The organism is Sphingobacterium sp. JB170, assembly GCF_900163865.1.
GTDB lineage: Bacteria > Bacteroidota > Bacteroidia > Sphingobacteriales > Sphingobacteriaceae > Sphingobacterium.
The window spans coordinates 389,718-410,153 of record NZ_FUKU01000013.1; the positions used below are offsets into that span (position 1 = coordinate 389,718).

The 20,436-nt window shown below is 49.4% G+C and carries 20 protein-coding genes; 5 read left to right on the forward strand and 15 right to left on the reverse strand.

Annotated elements, in window-relative coordinates; all coding sequences use genetic code 11:
* Positions 1-50 precede the first annotated feature (50 nt).
* From FM107_RS03175 to FM107_RS03200, 3 genes are all read right to left on the reverse strand, one after another.
* Positions 51-1,031, reverse strand: a complete 981-nt coding sequence (locus FM107_RS03175) for a toprim domain-containing protein (RefSeq protein WP_086947057.1) — start codon at positions 1,029-1,031, stop codon at positions 51-53.
* A 644-nt stretch (positions 1,032-1,675) separates the two neighbouring features.
* Complete coding sequence (locus tag FM107_RS03185) at positions 1,676-2,146, reverse strand: JAB domain-containing protein (RefSeq protein ID WP_086947059.1); 471 nt, start codon at positions 2,144-2,146, stop codon at positions 1,676-1,678.
* Positions 2,147-3,004: 858 nt separating this feature from the next.
* Positions 3,005-3,886 carry an RteC domain-containing protein gene (locus tag FM107_RS03200; protein WP_086947062.1) on the reverse strand — a complete coding sequence of 294 codons (882 nt, stop codon included), beginning with the start codon at positions 3,884-3,886 and terminating at the stop codon, positions 3,005-3,007.
* Positions 3,887-4,417: 531 nt separating this feature from the next.
* Here FM107_RS03200 and FM107_RS03205 point away from each other — a divergent pair.
* The 4 genes from FM107_RS03205 to FM107_RS03220 all read left to right on the forward strand — a co-directional run bounded on the left by FM107_RS03205 (position 4,418) and on the right by FM107_RS03220 (position 8,007).
* The gene (locus FM107_RS03205) at positions 4,418-5,044 is read left to right on the forward strand and encodes a bifunctional 2-polyprenyl-6-hydroxyphenol methylase/3-demethylubiquinol 3-O-methyltransferase UbiG (RefSeq protein WP_086947063.1); all 627 of its coding nucleotides are present in this window, start codon (positions 4,418-4,420) and stop codon (positions 5,042-5,044) included.
* A gap of 66 nt (positions 5,045-5,110) precedes the next feature.
* Positions 5,111-6,484: an MATE family efflux transporter gene (locus FM107_RS03210; RefSeq protein WP_086947064.1), complete on the forward strand. Its 1,374-nt coding sequence runs from the start codon at positions 5,111-5,113 to the stop codon at positions 6,482-6,484.
* Positions 6,485-6,533: 49 nt separating this feature from the next.
* Complete coding sequence (locus FM107_RS03215; RefSeq protein WP_086947065.1) at positions 6,534-7,286, forward strand: DUF6796 family protein; 753 nt, start codon at positions 6,534-6,536, stop codon at positions 7,284-7,286.
* Entirely contained in the window at positions 7,279-8,007 is a 729-nt protein-coding gene (locus tag FM107_RS03220) for a siderophore-interacting protein (protein ID WP_086947066.1), read from the forward strand. Before FM107_RS03215 ends, FM107_RS03220 begins: the two co-directional genes overlap by 8 nt.
* Before the next feature lie 188 nt (positions 8,008-8,195).
* Here the strand turns inward: FM107_RS03220 and FM107_RS19660 are convergent, their stop codons facing one another.
* Positions 8,196-8,561, reverse strand: coding sequence for a response regulator transcription factor (locus FM107_RS19660; protein ID WP_218778906.1), 366 nt, complete (start codon positions 8,559-8,561; stop codon positions 8,196-8,198).
* Here FM107_RS19660 and FM107_RS19665 point away from each other — a divergent pair, their 5' ends adjacent.
* A complete protein-coding gene (locus FM107_RS19665; protein ID WP_218778907.1) occupies positions 8,562-9,203 on the forward strand; it encodes a hypothetical protein in 642 nt (213 codons plus the stop codon). It begins immediately after the preceding gene.
* A 195-nt stretch (positions 9,204-9,398) separates the two neighbouring features.
* Here the strand turns inward: FM107_RS19665 and FM107_RS03230 are convergent, their stop codons facing one another.
* The 11 genes from FM107_RS03230 to FM107_RS03280 all read right to left on the reverse strand — a co-directional run bounded on the left by FM107_RS03230 (position 9,399) and on the right by FM107_RS03280 (position 20,419).
* Positions 9,399-9,659: a hypothetical protein gene (locus FM107_RS03230; protein WP_086947068.1), complete on the reverse strand. Its 261-nt coding sequence runs from the start codon at positions 9,657-9,659 to the stop codon at positions 9,399-9,401.
* Between the two features lie 54 nt (positions 9,660-9,713).
* Positions 9,714-10,001 (reverse strand): DUF6686 family protein, encoded by a 288-nt coding sequence (locus tag FM107_RS03235; protein ID WP_086947069.1) that lies wholly within the window; start codon positions 9,999-10,001, stop codon positions 9,714-9,716.
* 230 nt (positions 10,002-10,231) lie between these two features.
* Positions 10,232-11,245, reverse strand: coding sequence for a hemin-degrading factor (locus FM107_RS03240; RefSeq protein WP_086947070.1), 1,014 nt, complete (start codon positions 11,243-11,245; stop codon positions 10,232-10,234).
* 12 nt (positions 11,246-11,257) lie between these two features.
* A complete protein-coding gene (locus FM107_RS03245; protein ID WP_086947071.1) occupies positions 11,258-12,061 on the reverse strand; it encodes a heme ABC transporter ATP-binding protein in 804 nt (267 codons plus the stop codon).
* Positions 12,062-12,072: 11 nt separating this feature from the next.
* Complete coding sequence (locus FM107_RS03250; protein WP_086947072.1) at positions 12,073-13,113, reverse strand: iron ABC transporter permease; 1,041 nt, start codon at positions 13,111-13,113, stop codon at positions 12,073-12,075.
* A gap of 15 nt (positions 13,114-13,128) precedes the next feature.
* Positions 13,129-14,004: a hemin ABC transporter substrate-binding protein gene (locus FM107_RS03255; RefSeq protein ID WP_086947073.1), complete on the reverse strand. Its 876-nt coding sequence runs from the start codon at positions 14,002-14,004 to the stop codon at positions 13,129-13,131.
* A 54-nt stretch (positions 14,005-14,058) separates the two neighbouring features.
* Positions 14,059-14,883 (reverse strand): ChaN family lipoprotein, encoded by an 825-nt coding sequence (locus FM107_RS03260; protein WP_256959305.1) that lies wholly within the window; start codon positions 14,881-14,883, stop codon positions 14,059-14,061.
* Complete coding sequence (locus FM107_RS03265; protein ID WP_179204388.1) at positions 14,858-15,223, reverse strand: transcriptional repressor; 366 nt, start codon at positions 15,221-15,223, stop codon at positions 14,858-14,860. The genes FM107_RS03260 and FM107_RS03265 overlap by 26 nt, the downstream gene beginning before the upstream one ends.
* A 16-nt stretch (positions 15,224-15,239) precedes the next feature.
* Positions 15,240-17,351 carry a TonB-dependent siderophore receptor gene (locus FM107_RS03270; protein ID WP_086947076.1) on the reverse strand — a complete coding sequence of 704 codons (2,112 nt, stop codon included), beginning with the start codon at positions 17,349-17,351 and terminating at the stop codon, positions 15,240-15,242.
* 188 nt (positions 17,352-17,539) lie between these two features.
* Positions 17,540-18,820: an HmuY family protein gene (locus FM107_RS03275; protein ID WP_086947077.1), complete on the reverse strand. Its 1,281-nt coding sequence runs from the start codon at positions 18,818-18,820 to the stop codon at positions 17,540-17,542.
* 69 nt (positions 18,821-18,889) lie between these two features.
* Positions 18,890-20,419 carry a hypothetical protein gene (locus tag FM107_RS03280; RefSeq protein WP_086947078.1) on the reverse strand — a complete coding sequence of 510 codons (1,530 nt, stop codon included), beginning with the start codon at positions 20,417-20,419 and terminating at the stop codon, positions 18,890-18,892.
* Positions 20,420-20,436 lie beyond the last annotated feature (17 nt).

Consider the following 20,436-nt stretch of genomic DNA (forward strand, 5'->3'; position numbering starts at 1 on the left):
TTGAATTTGATTGTATCGGTGGTTAAAAAATTGCACTTAATTATGTTGGCTCACCTGCGGTAGGTGGCCATGACCTTCTCATAGATGTGGTCTTCCTCCCAGGGGAGACGTTGGGGCGTGCGTGCCATGAGCATCTCGTTGTAGTCCTTGTACCCCTTATAGATATCGGAGCGGTCGAGGGTTTGTGGCAAAGCCTGCATCAATCTGTCGAGGGCCGCCTCGCCTGCTTTGTCGCGGTCGAAGTAGACATTGACTGTGGCAAAGGAGCTGGCCTTGTCTACTGCGGTATCCAGCAGGTTGACCGAGTTGAGGACGATGACCGTATCGGTGGCTTGGGGGTTGTCGCGGAGCCAGCTGAGGTAGTCCATGTAGCCCTCGAACAGGGAGAGGTTGTCGGGACTGCCGGGGATGAGGCTGATGGCCTTGCGGCCAAGGCAGGACTTGAAATCGCGGTCGCCGATCCTGTTGCGGAGTTCCCAGCCACCGGCCTCATTCTGCCAGCCTGCGGAGAAGAATTGCCGTCCCTGTTTGGGGCCTCCGGTTATGCAATAGTACACTTCGCTGAGCCTGCCCTGGGCGGCTTCCCATATTCCGCGGCTTTGTAGGTAGCGGGTGATGGCCGGGTGGGTATCGAGTTCCTTTACGGTCTCGATCCGGTAATTGGCTATCCGGGTTGCCTGCTGGCGTGGGCGTTTCTGCCGACCGGGCTCCTGAGTTGAGGTTTGTACAGGCATCGCCATGATGGAGGTGATCTTCTCGAGAACCTCGGGAAAGGTAGCGGGATGCCAGTAGGCCAACCCAAAGTCGATTACGTTGCCGCCCTTGATGCCGGATCGGTTCGGGCCACCATGGTCATACCATACGTCCATGTGTTCATTGACGCACAGGGAGGGCGTCCTTTCCTCGCGTAGCATGCTGGTGTAAAAAAGTTCTTTGCCGGTTCTGTATGCCGGCTCATGGCCGAGCCGGGCGAGCAGGTCGACCATCGGTACCTGATCCTTGATCTGTTCCGCATTTATTCGTATTGCCATAAGCTGAGTGCTAAAGTGATTTGTTCAAGGCATCCTGAATCAAGTTCGGGACGTCAGGGGCAGGTGTGACACCTCCCTATAAATAGCAAAGGGGGCTTTTGGCCCCCTCTGGTTATATGTTGTTGGTAATTGTATATCGTCTGTATGATATGTGATGACGTATCGCTACGCGAGCGGACGCTCTGTATATATACTGTGATCGGGAATACTCACGTGGGTAACTACATACCCGCCGAAACCGGCTGCCTATGGTTCATCGAAACCGGATTGATTTATCCGTTCGACTGCACTGTAATTCCCGGCGGACCGGGAACGCTTCTTCCCCCAATGTCAAAGAACGTGTCCTTTATTGGGGTCAAAATTGGCAAGGTTGCGGATGGGGCTTTCCCAAGTTGGAAATGTTGGTATCGATTTTTTTATACAGGAAAAGAGGTGTTCAACGATGGGATTTCAACGGTTTGTTAGCGGTAAATTGGTAGGTTTTGGTGCTTACGGGACAGCATGGAGCAAAACCATCCCATTATTTCGCTTTATTTTGGATTTCCAGAATAATGGGGACGGGATTATATACCAATATGGAAAAGTTGGTAAGGATTTATTTTCGTAAAAAAAGTTGTACTATGATCGTATAGCAAAGAAAGGGGTTAAAGCAACCCCTCATCCTGAAACGAAAAATATCCATCGGTCGTGACAATAATGTGATCAAGTATCCGGATCTCCAAAATCTGCCCAGCCATCACGATCTTCTTGGTGATTTCCTTGTCCGCATTGCTGGGCTGCAAGTTGCCGGACGGATGGTTGTGTGCAAGTATCACGCCCGTTGCATTCGCTTTGAGTGCTGCTGTCATGATGAGCTTGATGTCTACGTATGTAGCGGCTACTCCACCTGTGCAGATTTCGCAGACACCGAGTATCCTATTGGCGGTGGTGACCAGCAAGACCTTGAACTGCTCGACAAATTCGATTCGATCCTCATCCCAGCTTTCCAACAATGCCTGATAGGCTAATCTTGACGAGTTGACCTTCGGCCTCATAGATGGCTTTACATTGGTTTTGTAAACATGCTGTACCTCGGCTACGGTGTGCATTGCTTGTGCTGTGCTGTTCGCTTCCATAATCTAATTTTTTGAAGTTTTTGAAAAGAATTAATTATGGTGCTTCGCGCGGGCATTGGTGAGCAAGTCCAAAAAGCAACGGAATAAATGAAAGGTTACGGGGTGGCTCGTGTTTATGCCGGAATTTTTTGGAACGTCTCGAAGCCAATGCCCGAAATTGGTGCCGGAATTAAGGTTTTCGGGCAAAAAGAGAAGATCCTGATCGGTTCAAACTGCCATCCGCCCGGTGCACCACGGTACCGGGTCAGATACGCCGCCGGTTCTTCGATGAATAGCTTTGTGTCGGTATCCTTCCGGTATGCACGGTGTATCGACCCGACAATGGAAACCAGCAGTACAGGGGAGTAAATGGACGGGAAGGCCAACCCGTAACGACGGGTGAAGTCAATATTTCCCCTGGATGGAATTTGCGATGACGAAAAACGATAAATAGGGCGTCAGTAGGAAAAGGCGAACGCCATAGGTGGCATGGAAACGGAGTTTTTCAAGACCGAAAGCTTTAAAGAATTGAAACGGATAGTATCAGGCCACGCAATTAGCGGTTTTCCCTTCATGTCAAAGAACGCGTCGTTTATGGGATCAAAGTTGGTAAGGGTATGGACAGGCTTTCCTAAGATGCAAATGTTGGTGTCGATTTATTTAGTAGTGATTATATCGTCGGACGCACTGAGAAAATGGATGGTGAGCCGTACAATTTTAGGGGTGCAGGGTTAGGGTGTCAGGTTCTGGCTTTTAGGGCCAAAAGGGATGTTCCGCCCCCGTAATGCCGGATTTTTGGGATTTCCGGCATGTTGGGTATTAGATTTATACCGTTCAGGGCATGTTGGTGTGTTTTTTTCGGTTGGTAGTGGTCTATTGTTATTCGGTTTTTGGTCGCTTTTTCTTTGGTTTATACTTCAGTGATTCTTCGATGTGCCTGCGGATGGCCTCTCGCATCTCGTCCAGGAACTTTGTGTAGCTGACGGTCTTTCGCCTGCGGATATCAATGAACATCCGGTATGCCTGCGCCAGGTCGACGTGAAGGCTTTCCTCCAGCCATTCGATGATGTCGGCAATCTCTGCCTTTCCCCCATTGATCCGGTGGGTGTAATAGATGCCGTAGGCGATCTCGATCAGCTCGACCTTGTCCCCCGACCACCAGCGCTTCTTGGCTCCCATCATTTCGGACATAAATGCGCTGTCCGCTTGCTGGTATAAGAAGCGCACACGCCGTATGATCGCATCGCGCAACATTTCGTATGCCCGAAATTTGGCAAACAGGTAACCGAGGTTGGTGGAAAAGCCGCCCTGATCGTGCCGATCTTCCTGTCCCGGAGGGAAATCGGTCTTGTTCCGAGTTAAGAAAAAATCTTCATCCATTGCGTCTTCGTCGGCGAGGTAATACTGGTATTGGAAAGCATACCTGCGGAAGAACCGGTTGATGACTCCCAATTCGTCCGTGTAATAATCGCGGATTTCCTGATCGGTTCCGACCGGAACGCCGACCAGGATGTGGTGCATCTCAATTACGTAGATGTGCCAGCAATGGATATGCGGCTTCTGGTACTTGAAGAAGTTAATCTCCGCCTCGTCGTTGGAAAATTGGTGCTCACGTACCAGTTCCCTTAACTGGCCAAGAGCCGAAACTGTACAATGGAGCGATTCATTCAGGTTCTGTACATGGTCTTTGACCGATCCGTTGATAGCATCCAGCTGCTCCAGCATGCCGGAATACAGCTCTTCCACATGGCTTGTTAACATAGTCCGATGATTTGATGTATTCCCCGAGCCGTTGTATGCCGGGGGAATATCAAAGGTCGGATGCTTAGGGAAAGGTACGTATAGCAGGTTTCACGTATCCTTATACGCCTCAATTGCGTATTTTAACATTAATTCAACATTAAATTTAAGTCAATAGTGTGTATTTGCCGCTCAGGTCTTTGTATGAAAACAATCAGGAGCAGCAGGATGATGTATCCCGATTGTAATGCATACTCACGCGAGCCGGATGTACCTGTACAAAGACAGGAACCCAGCGGTCGGTCCGCCGTATCCTTCCTGATTTTAGCTGCTCAGGTATTTTATAACATTATTGTCATAATTCAGTATAAGTCGTTACATTATTTATAATCATTCTAAATAAAATATATCTTCGTTGCAAATAAGGACGACACTTATTGTTTAGATAAGCCCTGTTTACCTGCATACCATCGCGTATGCAGGTAAGACAGGCACAAGTCTGAATCTGTAGGATGGACAATTTAAACTGTATAATTTTCAAAAAACCCGCTTATGGACAATTCATGGATGGACAGATGGAACGCACGTTATAGCGAAGCGGGATACGCTTATGGAACCGGGCCCAATGATTTCCTGAGGCAATCGCTTTCCGCTATCAGGGATAAAGGAAAAATCCTGTTCCCGGCGGATGGCGAGGGCAGGAATTCCGTGTATGCGGCAACTTCAGGTTGGGATGCATATGCTTTTGATATCAGTGAAGCCGGCAAAAAGAAAGCGCTGAAACTTGCCGGTGAGCATAATGTTTCCCTGGATTACCGGCTTGGTGATCTGCCGACATTGGGTTTCAGACCCGGCCAGTTTGACGCGATTGCTTTGGTCTTTGCACATTTTCCGGCCTCCATCAAGAACGAATACCATAAGAGGCTGGTCGATTTGCTCAAGCCGGGGGGGCATGTCATTTTCGAGGCGTTCAGCAAAAACCATCTTGTATACCGCAGGCGGAATCCTGCTGTCGGTGGTCCCACTGATCTGGAAAGTCTGTTCTCCATTGAAGAATTGGAATCGGATTTCCAGGGGTTTGAGTTTTTAAGCATCCAGGAAATGGAAATAGAACTGAAAGAAGGGCGCTACCATATCGGTAAAGGGAGCGTGATACGCTTTTTGGCGTGTAAAATATAAAATAGCTACAATGGATAATCGAAGACGGGCAGAAGAGGTTTTAAACCACAAAATATCGGAAGATAGATGGACAACCAAAAACAGATCATACTGAACGAACGGCTGCCAAAGGTGATGTGGCAACTGGCCTGGCCCGCCGTGGTGGCCATGGTGCTGTATGGAATGAACAATTTCCTGGACGGGATTTTTGTAGGCCATCTTATCAACAACACGGCACTGGCCGCGGTGGGCGTTGCCTATCCGCTGGCCCAATTTGCCCAAGGATTCGGGTCGCTGATCGGTACCGGTATCGGCTCGGCTATCAGCATCTGGATCGGTGCCAATGAAAAGGAGAAGCTGGAAAAGGCTTTCGGTACGGTCAATTACCTGACACTTTTGTTTTCCATCCTGATCACCGTGCCCTGCTACATCTTTGCCGAAAAACTGGTGTATATGATGGGCGGGCGCGGAGAGATCCTGGCCTTGGGCACCGAATATTTCCGGGCAACGATCCTGGGCAGTTTCTTCTGGATACACGGGTTGGCGTTGAACATGATCATACGGGCCGAAGGGAGGATGAAAACCGCTGCCTGGATGATTGCTGCCGGACTGGCGGTGGACCTCGCGCTTAAGCCGGTGTTCATCCACACATTTGGATGGGGTGTTGCGGGAGCTGCCTGGGCGACCAATATCTCCATGGTCATTTACACGCTGTTGGGGATATGGTATTATGCGGGCGGTAGGTCCTCTTTCAAGACCCGATTCTGGTCACTCAAAAGAGACGCCTCTATCCTGAAGGAGACGATATCATTGGGGATGCCCGGCTTCATCATGATGGTGATGATCGTTATCCAGAACATCGTTGTATTCAATGCACTGGCCAGATACGGCAATGAAATGGACATCACTTTTTTCACGGCGGTCAATCGTTTCTACATTTTGCTGAATACCCCGTTATGGGGGTTGATGCGGGCATTGCAGCCCGTTTCCGGCATGAACTACGGGGCGGGCAACTACGGCCGGAGTATAGGTGCTTACCGTATGTTTTCCTTCACCGGACTTGCGATCCTATTGCCTTTCTGGCTGTTTGTGATGTGCTATCCTTCGGGTGTGATGTCGGTCATGATTCCCGGCATGGTATTCTCCGCAGAGCAGCTGATGGATTTCCGTATCTATATGAGTGTCCTGTTGGCGCTGCCTTTCGTTTTTATGGCCATGGTCTGGTTCCCGTCCATAGAAGATGCCAAACCGGCAACCGTAATCAGTATACTCAGGCAAATGGTATTTTATATACCGGTACTTATCGTAATTCCCCAATTTTTTGGCGTCCGCAGCATTTATACGGCAAGCGCCATTATCGATTGGATCGTTTTCGGAATGGTCATCTATGCTGTCCGGAAAAGTGGCAATAGGTTAACGATGATGAAGAAAGAGCGGCCGTTGGCGGTACAAACCGATTGAATGGCGACAATGAAATAAAAAATGAAAAGTGATTTAAAAGATCGGGAATATGAAACAGGCGACAAAAATAAAATGGGCATTTGCGGCTGCGATAGCGGTTTCTGTCTGCTGGCTGGTAGGCGATATAGCCGTCGTCGGCTTTGAACCCCGTCCCGGCGATTATCCGTTGTTCTCGAAAGACTATGCAGATAAAGTGGATGTGGACATGGCCGTGCATATGCTTAAGGGTTCAACCGGCAGGTTGATGTTCGGTGCATTGATCGGGGCCTTGACAGGGCCCCTGCTGTTAGCTGCAATGTGGCTGGTGCGCCAATTCTTTGCCGAAACAAAGAAATGGTATGCCGTACTGACGTATTATATCCTTTTGGCAGGAGCGGTACTCTCGCCTGCGGCACACGCGGCTTTCTTTTATGTGGGCGAAATCCATAAAGCTATTTACCATACCGACAAAATGGTCCATCCTTACTTGATCGGTACGGCAAACGGTTTTGTGCAAATGCTTACGATATTGTGGGGAACCGCCATCTTCGTCCTGGCTGTTGGCTGGTTGGCTTTCGCTGTCTGCATAGCGCTAAGGAAAACACTGTTGCCGCGATGGTTCGCCATCTTCACGCCTGTTGCCCTGACATTGATCATCATTCCCATAAAGAACGTACTGCCTGCGCCTTATTCCGGCTGGGTGGGCGGTGCTGTGTTCAATATTGCCTACCTGGTTTTCTTTCTGTTATTACTTATGCTGTTCAGGAAGAAACCCCTGGCTTTAAATCAAAAACAATCTGAAAAAATAATTAACAATGCCTAAAGTACCAAAATGGATGGCAGATGCCATGGAATCGCTTTTTAGCGGCAGTTACCATCCTGTAACCGTTACCGAAGTAAACTATCTGGAAGCTGAACTGAAACACGTTCGTTTCGAAGGTGACTTTTCGGCATCAAAAAGAAAGTTCAGGCCCGGAAACGTGATCGAATTCCGCATCAACGAAACGGAATTCCGTCATTACACGCCCTCCCTTTTCGACCACGGACGGGGCGTATGCGATGTTCTGTTTTACCTGCATGGCATGGGGCCGGGAAGCGATTGGGCAGCAACTCTGAAAAAAGGCGATGGGCTGAAGTTATTGGGGCCGGGCGGAAAACTGAAATTTGACATCAATGCCAACGACCATTTTGTTTTCGGCGATGAAACCAGTCTGGGCTTAATGCAAAGTATGTACAGGGCCGCAGAAGCGCAGGATACAACATGTGAATGTCTGGTAGAATTGGATTCCAACCATATTGCATGGACAGATCTTGTAGATATCCCTATCCATCCTGTCGCTAAAAGTCCAAAAGGAAAGGCTGTAACAGCCCTGCCCGAAGTGGATTGTTTTCTCCAGCGTTCGGATAGACATAAAACGGCCTTTTACCTGACCGGGAACGCAAAATCCATACAGGTTATCAGGAAGCACTTGGTAAATAGCGGCATCACAGCATCTCAGATCCAATCAGACCCGTATTGGGTCGAAGGGAAAACGGGGCTCTGATGTCAGACTGACGGAGACCGGCAGCCCCCATCGGTTTCGGGACATTCCAGGTAGCTGAGCCGTTGGCACGTGCAGGACGCAATTCCCGGGCCGGTTCCGCATGCCGTATTCGGAATAATCGGATTGCCTTTTCAGTCGATGTATGCCATAATGGGACGTTTTATATATTAAGCTTTTTTATCCTTGGATCAGATGTTGCCGTGCTGTTCAAGGTTGTTCAGTTTTGCCAACAGTTCCTCACGAGAGGAGACGCCGGTCTTGAGGAAGATGTGTTCGGTGTGCTTGTCGACGGTTCGGTCGGAAATGAAGAGCTTGTCGGCGATCTCGCGCCGGGTGAGGCGGTGGCACAGCAGGATGGCGATCTCGGTCTCCCTGGGGGAGAGCATGTTGCGCTGACAGTTGGCCGTGATCACATCCGTGTCCATGGCGAGCAGGCGAAGGTTGGCCAGCTGGCGCTGATTGGCACGGCCCAGGGTTACGGAGCGGTAGAGCAGCAGGGCACTGAGGGCGAGGAAGCCCAGGTTGGTGAACAGGGTCTCGGTCAGCTGCCCCAATTGGAAGTAGACCACCGGAGCCAGGAATGCCCATGGCATGATGGCCAAGTAGGCCAAAAGCTCTTCAAGGAAAAGGCTCCGGTTACGCTGCTTCCGGTAGCCGACGCGGATCGATCGCCCTATGGCGACGAGCAGTGTCAGCGAATAGGCTGTCGATGCGAGGTAGCCATACCGGTGGGTGAAAGCTATGTCCTGGTGCCATGTCAGCCCCACCAAGAAAAAGGAAACATAGGGCAATATGAGAAAGAGCGGCACACCGTATATGGCCAGGAAGCGAAGTTTCTCCAGCCCGAAAACCCTGTAGAAATAAAAGGGGAAATAGGATACGATGATAAATCCGGCGGTATTGACGATGATGTGCTGGAGGTAGAGGGGCATAGTATAAGCGGGATCGGGAAGCAATCCGTTTGCGACATTAAACCCAATGAGGAGTACCAGCAGGATGATGTAACCCAACCTTGTCCTGTCATGGGTTCGCTGGAGGTAGAGGGCGCTCTGCGCACCAAAAGTGATCAGTCCAATGATGATGGCCAGCAGGGTGACCGGGTGCATTTGTGTACAGCCTATGTTCATGTCAATTCGTTTTTCCGGTTTGAAGTATCTGAAATGACCTGCTTAGGTACGGGATGTACTGTTGCTTAAAGAGGCACTGGTATGCCCGATATACAATACAGACAAGCCCGCACTTAGGCAGGCCTGCACTTGTTTCCGTGTATATCATCAAAAATTACCAGTTTTCTTTAAGCGGAAGCGTGTGCACGCTAAATTTTTTTCGTTATTTAAATTACATTCCTGTTATTTACCCATTTTGTTTATTAAGTGTATCCCTAGTTTTCTTTATCTTTTCCTCTCGAATAGCAAGCGCATAATTTTGTTCTTATTAAGTCCGACTTTCCGGTTTCTTACGGGGGTCCAGTAGAACCAATCGGAAAGCGGAGCCGTATTCGTATTTACACTGTTCATTGTTTGATATATCCTTTCCATTTTAATGTCTTTACATGACGCAGGTTTTCCTCCTGCGGATAGAGCCACATGGTCTTTTTTTCCTGTCTCCTGGTGGTCGGTTTTGGTGGCCTTTTTGATTTTTGTACTTGACATGCTTTCCTTACTTTGGTTTAGTTATCAATAAATAATCCTATACACCTGATACATTCACAGTGCATCATGAACAGCCGTTTTGAAATCAGCAAACTCCCATTCATCAAAGGCAAAGCTGATTTCGGGATTGGGCGTATGGATGATGACTTTCCATTCGCCATCCGGGAATTCCACACATGCTGTCTCGAAGAGCACCTCATCGAGGAAACGGGAAAAATCCGATAATGCCTGCGCATCCAACCGCAAGATAAGGTTGCTGTGCCATATATGGATTATCTGGCAACAAGTGGTCTGTGTGATCGTTGTCTTGCCCTCCCGGCTCAATGTTTTCAGCTTGCACATGCTATTTTGTTTCTTAATTCCTGTAAAACCGGGGCGTGTCCCACTAGCAGGACACGCCCCGGTTGTCCGGACATGAGCCTGTCGGTGTGTCCATGATGTTATCGGCGGTGAGCTGCACGCTCAGGTGCTGCTTCATCCGTTTTTCCTATCCCAAAATTGACCCAAAAGTGTTCTGCTACAAATGTACCTTTCCCGGACCACGGTCAAGAAAAAGGTATATTTTGTTTTTTTTATACACCGAGCAATATACTACGCCAGTCCTGTGATTCGGGGATCCCGGGTTTTCTTTTTCCGAAAAACTGGACGATCAGTTCGCCTTCCCGGTCAAAGACCTCGACACTGCTCACAATGCCATCTACCGTAGGTTTACGGACAATCCACACCGATGCGATCTTATCTTCCCGCAAATGCATGTTAAATTCGTTGTCCAGCACATTGAACCAAACCCCTGTCTGGACCAGCTTTTCTATTTTACCGGTATGGATCTGGATACAGCCTTTGTTGCCAATAAATACCATGATCTCCAGGCTGATTTCCGAGGCTTTGTGTAGGATGGATTTCAGGCCTTCCACGGTGATGGCTTTGGTGTGCCCTTCAGGCGCAATTTCCAAGGCCTTTGTCCGTCCCACCCCATGCTTTTTCAGCATGGAAAAGAAATTGTGTGTATCCTCCAATGCCAGCCAGTCGCGCTGGAAAGCACCGACGTCTATATCTGCGGTGATATCGTTGTCGGTACCGGCCGAAGGCCGAATGTCCTGCTCTACAACCAGTGCTTCATCCGGGGTCTGCATCTTATATTTTGCGATCAAATCCTGATAGGCTTCCGGGACACTTTTCGCGGTCAGGTAGATTTTATGTACTGCTGTCCCGTTCTTTGCAAAGAACTGGATGCTTTTCCGGTCGCCTTCCTGTACGGCAAATACGGCATGCCAGCTGAAAAGGAATAGCCTAAGGTCAATATCTGCATTGGCGATAAAGCCGACTTTACCTGAAAAGCTGGCCCGGGTGTAAATACCCTTACGTTCATGGACGGCGTGGTCATTGCGGGTCAGCGCCATCACATAGCCCAGGTGCGGGATTTCACTAAGGATAGCTTCGAATTCTGGTCGCAGGCGGGTGTTTTCCTGTCCTATGGCGACCAGTTCAGCTTCGGTCACTCCCACCTGTTCGGCAGCGTCGCGAATACGTACTTTAGGATTCTCTTCTTTGAACTGTCTGTACCTGGTTGATAATGTTTCGTTCATTTTAGTTATATTTTAATCGTTATTTTTTGGAAAAGGTGCCAGGGCGGGGAAGATAAGCGGATACCGGTAATCTTTATGTTCGACCTGATTGATACTGACCTGGAATGCGGTCAGCACATTCTCTGCGGTTACCACCTGGTTGGGTGTACCGAAAGCGATGGTTTTTCCTTGCTTCAACAAGAGGATGTAATCTGCGTATTGGCAGGCAAAATTGATGTCGTGCAGGATACTGACGACCGTACATCCCTGGCCAGTCATCATACGGGCCAGCTGCAGAATGTTTTGCTGGTATAACAAATCCAGGCCGTTTGTCGGTTCATCAAGAAACAACAGCGCGTTTTGCTGGCCATATATCTGGGCCATTACACGGGCCAGCTGTACCCTTTGCTGTTCGCCTCCGGAAAGGGTGTTGTAGTCCCTGGTACTGTAGCTGTCCATACCTGTTTCCGCCAAAGCCTTATGTACAATTTCATAATCCATCATCGAGGGCTGCTGGCTAAAATGGGGATACCGCCCCATCATGACCAGTTCATCAACCCGGAAGGAGATCGACAGGGTATTGTGCTGGCTCAGTACCGAGCGGAAGCGGGCCAGTTCGGCAACCGTATACGACGACAGGGACCTGCCACAGAGGTCTATACTACCCGAAGAGGGTTCGAGTTCTTTGCAGAGTATTCTCATCAGGGTACTTTTCCCCGCACCGTTGGCACCGATGATGGCAAGCATCTTGTTCCTGGGAAGTACAAAAGAGACATCGTCCAGCAATGTCCTGCCTGCAACCCGGTATGTGATATTCTTTACGGTAAGTGCTTCCATTTTTTAAGTGTTTAAAAAAATCTCTTTTTGCGCTCGCGCATGATGATATAGATAAAGATAGGTGTTCCGATCATGGCTGTCAATATCCCGATGGGTAATTCGGCGGGGGATACGATGGTCCTGGCCACCAGATCGGCGAAAACCAGCACCACGGCACCCAGCAGTGCTGAAGCCGGGATGACCAAACGGTGATCGGAGGAGAATGCCATACGGATAATATGGGGAACGACCAGGCCTACAAAGCCGATCAGGCCCGATACAGCAACAGATGCGCCTACACCCAATGTGGCCAGTATGATGACAATCCGCTTCAGCATATGCACATTGATCCCCATGTGCATGGCCTGCGCTTCGCCAAGGGCAAGCGCATTGATTGACTTGGCGAAAAAGGGCAGGATGGCTATGGGTATGATGGCAAAAGGGACAATGGTGGATACCGTCTTCCAATTGGCACCCCCTAAACTTCCCATACTCCAGAAGGTAATATTGCGGAGCTGTTCGTCATTGGCCAGGTAGATCAACAGTCCTGTAAACGCACCGGACAGCGCGTTGATGGCAATACCTGCCAGCAGCAATGTGGTAATGTCTGCTTTTCCACTGCGCATGGACAAACGGTACACGATCCACGTGGTCAGGCAGGCTCCCAAAAAAGCGGCAAAAGCAAGGGCATAATAACCCAGGAATGCCTTCATCGCGAGAATAACGGGAACTTCCAGTACGATCAGCAGTGCCGCGGACAACATCGCCCCGGAGGATATGCCGATCAGTCCGGGTTCTGCGAGTGGGTTGCGAAACAGGCCCTGTATCACTGCCCCGGATACCGCCAGGGCGCTACCGACCAACATGCCCAATAATACCCTGGGCAGTCGAATATTGATAAATACAGCCTCCTGTTGCGGGCGGAACAGCACTTCGCTCCCAAAACCGACCTTATGCCCGATAATGGACAGCAGTTCTGGGATGCTGATCCTGACCGCGCCCAAGCAAAGCGACAGCAGACTGACAGCCAGCAGCAATAGCAATAATGCCGTGAATATAATACTGTTCTTCAATTCGTCGGGCTTTTACTATTCATAAATCTTTGTTGAAAGCTCCTGCAGTGCTTTGCCCAGCCTGGGGCTGAAACCCGTCAGGAATTGTCCGTCCATTTCGATGACTTTTCTGTTTTTGCCAGCTTTCGTCTCCTTGACTCCCTGCACTTCGAGCAGCCCCTCGATCCCGCCCAGGCTTTTCAGTCCGGAATCAAACAATAGGATCACGTCGGGGTCGGCAGCCACCAGTGCCTCCGCTGTGAGCGGTTTGTAATCCTTAAAGCCCTTGACAGCATTTTCTGCCCCTGCAAGTTCTATGACCTTTTGTACCGGTGTGCCATCCCCGGCAACCATCATCGTTCCTGTCCCCCGGGCATAGATAAAGAGTACTTTTCGTTTTGTTTCTCTAGGCCTGGAAACGGCAACCTTTTCAAGGTCGGCCTCCAATGCATGGATGATGGAATCTCCACCTGTGCTGAGGCCGAGGCTGTCTGCCATGGAGCGGATAAGCTGTTTACTCCCTTCCACGCTGAAATTCTGTTCGAACAAAAGCGTTTTCACACCCGCAGAGGTAAGTAAGCCGGAGAGTTCGGGATTGATGTCCTGCCTGGTCCCTATGACCAATGTGGGGTTAAGCGCGAGGATACCTTCTGGGGAGAGCTTGCGGCTATGTCCGATGCGTGGTATGCCGGCCAGGCTCCCGGGATAGGTGCTGGCTACATCTACACCAACAATTTTGTTTTCCAGCCCTAGTCCGGCAAGGATTTCGGAAGCCGTACCGTTGACGGATACGATCCGTGCCGAATCAAGTAGGGAGGGTTCTTTTTGGTCGCCTATGGAACCACAGCTTCCTAATACCAGGACGCTAGCGAAAAAGAGGATCGCATAGCATGTATTTTTTGTTTTCTTCATTTCTTTATTGTTCTTAATTGTTGATTTGATACATAGCTTAACAGTACCTTCCTGTTAAAAGCTCTTCCCGACCGAAGGGTCGGTAATAATGATAAAGTCAGCCAGGTGTTGCCATGCTGCCCAGTCCGGCTTACTGAAACTTTCGTGACTGAATGCTGAAATGTTAAGCAGTTTCAACCGTTTTGCATAGCGTTGTAATTGGGCATAGGTCCCGAGTTTTTCATCACTGTGAAAGCGTCCGTTCAGGTGCAGTACCTGTTTAACGGAACTCTTCTTTGCCAATCGGGCTATGTTCCAGGCCATGGTGGCATCCCAAAGGTTCTGCGACTGATAAATTTTCATATTGCCCATGCCCTCATGCCCGCCCAACAGGGCGTTAAACTTCTCGTAATATCTTCCTGTCAGCGTATCGATGGGCAGGGGCGCGATTAGTTTTTTCGCTTCTTTCGGAAGTTCTTCCAGACTTTCGATGCCATTCCGGGTCACACGGTTGGTATAGCGTGAAGGGGCATTGGCCGCCAGCACATGGAGGACGTTCTCTTTGGCGTATTCGACCAATGGCCGGTAGTCTTTGTAATTCTTCCATGGACGGGCGTCAGCGTTCAGGTTTTTTTCGGTGACCTGTCCTGTCAGGTATTCGTCCAGAACAAGCTGCACATCCGTCTGGAACATCTCCATGGACAGGGAAAGTCCGTTCCCGTGGAGACCGTGCAATGCTTTGAACACCTCCAGTTGGAGGACATGGGCAACCGAATCGCTATGCTCCTCGCCGAAGAAGACCACCTCGGCATGGACGAGGTCCGCAGTAAGTTCAGCCAGGGTAATTTCTTTGCCGAGCTTCACGCTGTAGATTTTATAACGGTCTTCCTGCGCCATCATGGCCATGGGCATAAGGAATAGCAATAAAATCCAGCATTTCATCATTTTTCGCATATTGTTTATCTTTATGTAGTACTAATTTTTTCTTCATCCTGAATTCCCGTTTCCTGCCTTCGCTATCTGTACGGGCTGTAACCAGTTTCATGTAAGTAAGCTGCTTCAGCGTATTGTATACACTGCTGTAACTTATAGGGTATTTTTCGCGGAGCAGCAAAAACAACGTCTCGCCATCGATGTATCCATCTGTCTTCATCATCCCGTACAGGATGACGAGTTTCTTTTTGGTAAGCTGTGTGTTATATCGCTCAAAAAAAGGTCTGTATAGGTGTTCTACATTCATTAAATTTTCCATTTTACTAACGCTGATAGGTGACACGGAACGTAAAACTTCTACCATAGCCTGTATAGATGGTACGTAGATCTCCGCGATAATGTTCCTGTCTGTCGGTTGCTTCAAACCTGGCGGATGTTGAATCAAACAGGTTCCTGCCTCCCACTATAATCCCAAGCCGCCCGTTCAGCAGCGATCCGCCTATATTCAGATCGGCAAGGCGGTAGGCCGGAGCATGGTTGTGCACGCGGTCTATCTCCAGGCTTCCGTATTCACGCTCGAAGGAGTATATGGGTTGACTGCCGACGTAGCGGTAGTTGAGCTGCACCCAATAGTTTTTCAGGAGCGTGTAACGTCCCAGTATCCCTGCCTCCGAATGGAAGAGATAGCGATCGTACTGCCCACTGTCGGAAAAGTCGTTGCCACGCAGCCCCAACAACGTATATGCTGCCTGAATATGCCATCGCTCTTTGCTTACTTCCACTTCGGCCCTGTTCGACCAGGATTGGTGCGTTTGGCGGTTGGCGTACAGGTAGCGTTCCTGCTGGGCGTCGGTCTGCGGTACGGCAACGATGATGATGCGGTCTTTCAACCTGCGGTAGCCGGAGCTGAGGGTTGTCTGTACGTTAAGGCCGTTGTTGGTTGGGATCCGATAGCGCCAGTCTGCCAGTAGCGCAAGGCCACGTTCCGGATGCAGGTCGGTGCTTCCTTTCAGCAGGCTCAGCTCGCTGTCCAGGTATGTGAACATTTCGCGTTGGTTCGGAAATCGGTTTACCTTCTCACTGACCAGGCCGAAACGGTGCCGACCGGCGTTATAGGCCAGTGAAAGGGATGGAAGCGGGTCGACATGTGAGAGCGTGTGGTGATAGGATATCCGCAGAGCAGGCTGTACAACAAAGGCTGCAAAAGGTTTCCAGCGCAGGTAGCTGAACCCGCTTATCTGAGCGATGTCTTCGTCAATCTCCCGTGAGGTATACGTACCGGGCTGTGCCCCGGTGGATGCCTTTGTCCATCCCGCTTCATAACCTAGTGTCCAGTCCAGCCGGTCGCTTAAAACGGGTTTATCCAGTGTTCCTTTGCTGTACCAGGTGCGAACACCGTACAGTTTGGCCAGGGGTGTATCATCCAATGTCACATTATCGGCCGTACGTACCCAGCTCGTACGTCTCCGAGTACCGGCATCCTGATAGGAAACATCGATGGCCAGCGTAGCATCCTGCCAGACCTGTCCTTTCAATTGGGCATGGTGGAGCTGGCGACGGTACCTGTAACGTTGGTCTGTAGCGGTATAGAAGTCCAGGTAACCGCCATCCCGGTATTCCTGATTATTGATGCGGCCATAAGCGGAGATATCCATATCGGAGATACCGTAGCTGTAGAACAGCGACAGCTTATCGTTACGATAGCCAATAAAAGTATCGCCGTTTAGTGCAATTGCAGGGGACCAGGCGTAGCCGCGGCTATTGGTATAATCCGGTTGATGCAGGTTTCCTGAGTAATCATCCCATACACCTTTGAACGCATCGCGCTGCAGATCGATACCGAAGAATAGACCGCTCGGGCCTAAATGTTGCACGCCAAGCTGCTGTACGTGCCTTCCCTTAGCGCCATAGCTGGCTTTTAGGTTGTATTCACCGGCAATTGCCTGTTCATATACGCTGGCATAAGCCGAAGTACCGATTGGTGCAGTGGCGGTATCGGGCAATGTGACGATATTGATGACCTTGGCGAGCGTTCCGCTGCCATACGCTACGCCCAGCGGGGCATCCGAAATTTCGATGCGCTCCACGCGGTTCAGCGGTATGGAAGAAATATCCACATGCCCACCGAACATATCGCTGCCCGAGACGGGAACACCATTGACCAGTATTTTGATATGACGGCTGTTGAGGTCGAAGGCCCGCATACGCGCACCACCGATTTCCGGCGCCTGCTCAATTTCAACGTTCAGTTCAAAACGCAGCGCTTCGGCCAGGTTATTGGCAGACATGCCGCGCAGGGTTTCCTTGTCCAGTATCTTCAAGGGAATGACAGCGCTGCGCAGACCAACGTCGTTTGGTTCCTGCCCCAGCACTTCTGTTCCAAGCGTAACCAGGAATGTCAAAACGGCAAGATATTTTATACAATCTGTCTTCATTAATATGTGTTATTTTTCCTTCCCTGTCTGTCACTCCCTTCCAACCACAGTACCGAAAGATTCAGCTTTGGTGAGTTTCAAGAGGGAGGCCTATCATCGCAAATCCAGGTCATGAAGAAACTGCTCCATAACCTGGATTTTTAGAACGCCCGGTGTTCCCTGGTAATTATTACCAACCTCTCACGTCCTTATGGAGTGGTCGCTATTTTGGCGTATTTGATCTGTATACCGTTGTTTACCGGTGAACTGCTTCCGGCGACACCTAAAGGTAAGAAGCGTAGCTTGTAAACATCGCCGTTCTGGAGTTTGATGATGTAGAAGCGGTCTACGAACACATTGTAGTTGCCCATATCGAGGTAGCGGTAGTACTGACCGATTTCCTCTTGGCTGTTGCCGCTGAACTTGGTGTCGTCGATATTCGCTGCCACGAAGTTATCAAACTGGGTCGTGATGTCGTTGGCAGTAGCAAGTGCCGGATCGTTCTGCCAAGTATAGTTCGGGTCGAAGGGGCCCGGTGCGCCGGCTGTGCTTCCTGTGGTCTGTACGCGGTAAACTTTCACAGCGGGGTTGTTATTCAAAACGACACCTTTTAGTGCAAACGGATAAGCACCGCCGCCGGCAGTAGGATTAATATAGCGTTTCAATACTACCGCGCTTAGCCCCAGGTTCCAATCGCTAAGCTCCGGCTGGATGGCGTCTGTAATACCTGTTGTGAAGTTTAAAAAGCGGGATTGGTAATCGGAGCTTTTAGCAATCGTACGGTTGGCAGCAGCAGCAGGCAACCAAGCCGTTCCTGCAGTATTCAATGCCCTGTGGGAAATTTGATAAGCCGAACCAGTCCAGCGCACCGAAACCACAAACAAGTTTGTCGTGGTGGCGCTATCCGGATGTACCTGGACGGAATTTGCCGTACGGATCAGGTAGAAACGATCACTTGAACCCGGTGTACCGATCACAAACTGCCCTTCCCGGTGGAAGTCAAAGGTGCTGAGGTCCCCCATACCAAAGGTACCACCGTTGAAGAAATTAGTGATCGCATTGCTGATCTCAGTCTGCGCCGTGGAAGATACAGGAACAATAAGGTTTGAAATACTGGTCAGCTGCTTGCCTTGCGTATTGACCGTATAGTTCAAGTACGCAAGCAGGTTGCTGGCCGTACCATTGACGGGGAATGTACCATTCTGCGAATAAAAGCCAAGATGCCACGCGGTACGATTCGAGACTTTACCCTTTTCTCCGACACCTGTACCAACTGTTGTAAAGTCAAACCAGGCCTGTTGTTCATCAAAGGAAGTGAATCCATCTAATACCGAAGCATTAATTGCTTTAGTGGTAGGCGTCTCGGTTACGGCTGTATACGCCAAGCCATTGACGTGTAGACCGTCCGGTCCTTGGGCCTGGTCTTTTTGGCAGGATGCAGCTGTCATTGCGATTGCTACTACCATTCCTAAAATTTGTTTTTTGTTCATTTTTTTAAAATTTAATTGTTTGATATACCATAAAACCGGGTTTCTTTTTATTTTTCATGTTTTCGTAATCTATTCAAAGTAGTAGTCTTCGAGATTAGGGAACAGGCCTTTCATGTATTCCTTCGTCGGTGGGTTTGTCAAACCACTAAAGTAAATCCATTTCAATGCAGCGCCAGAATTATTCTCCAGAAAAGTACGGATATCCGCAAAGGCCAGTGCGGTACCGCCATAGGTGACATTTACTATTTCAAAATAGCCGACTTTAGAGAGATCGATAAATCCAAAATCGGGCTTTTGCGGAAAATCAACCTTGTTAATTGTAACGTTCACATCGAACTCGTCAAAGCGTTCTCTTTTCCCTACGACCACGTTTTCTAGAGACAGTTCGGCTATATCCAAATTACCAAGATTAAACCCGGAAACATCGACATTGGCGATGGACAGCTTTTTGACCTTCACTTTACCCACTTCACTTCCTCCAACGATATCAAGAGTGCAACTACCACCGTCACCCTCACCTCTACCTGTACCTTCGCCAAATCCGGATAACCGAATCTCATCGATTTCGGTATTGCTGTCAGAACCAACGGTAAAAGTGCTTCTAGGTCCTATTTCCTTGCCTTCCACTACGAGGCGCTTGATTTTTGGTAATATACGGTAATTGACATTTTGGAAAGCTAACCGCGTCAAATGTTGTTTGTCCGGCAATAGCAGGGTGGTCAAGTTCGTCGCCACAACCGCGGGCAGATCCAGGCTTTCCAGCAGCGGGTACTTATCGGTAAAGTCGATCACCTCACCAAAGGGCGAGTAACGGACATTTGAGTTCTCCTTCACGATCAGGTGTTTTAGATTTTGTAGCTGATCGATCTTAAGTTGCCAGCCCGCAGGTTGTTGCGATTGGAGTGTATACTCTAAGGTCTCGAGATTAGTCAGGTGGTTCAGATCGATAACGTCGTCAAACCGGGAATAGGTAGCCAGGTATTTCAATCCACGGAAAGGACGTAATACATTCGCAATTCTTCCCACTTCGCCTCCGTTGCCTTCATTATAAACCAAACTATCCACACGTTCTAAATCGGCGCGCAGGTATTTGGTGGGCTTTCCTTCCACAGGCTGGATATTGAAATTGTTCGCCAGGAATCTTCTTAATCCACGACCTGTATCATCCAACACGACCTCCAGAAACTCCACTTCTTCCGTATTGTAGTTGGCCAGGGTACTTTCCAGTTCTTCCAGCAGTTTGGTCTTGCGGGGCAACTTATCCGTAACCTGCTTGATCTGTTCTTCAAGGTCTGCGTACAGGTCCTGGAAAAGCACGTCAGGGTTGGTTTTTAGCTCGTTAAAGCCGGGGATGAAGTCCTTCAATATCTTCACGCCGGCAATCATTTCGGTATACTTACCCTTGAGACTATTGTCCGTAACGTTTTCCAGCAGGCGGTCCAGCGTTGCAACATCTTCATCACTGATCGTGGCCTGCTCGGAAATCTCCAGGATACGCTGCTCGGTCAGCACGTTGTAGTCTATGCCGGGTTCCACGTCCTTTTTGCAGGAGAATGAAAGCGCGATAAATAATAAGGGTAAAAGAATTTTTGTTTTCATTTCTTTATTGATTACAC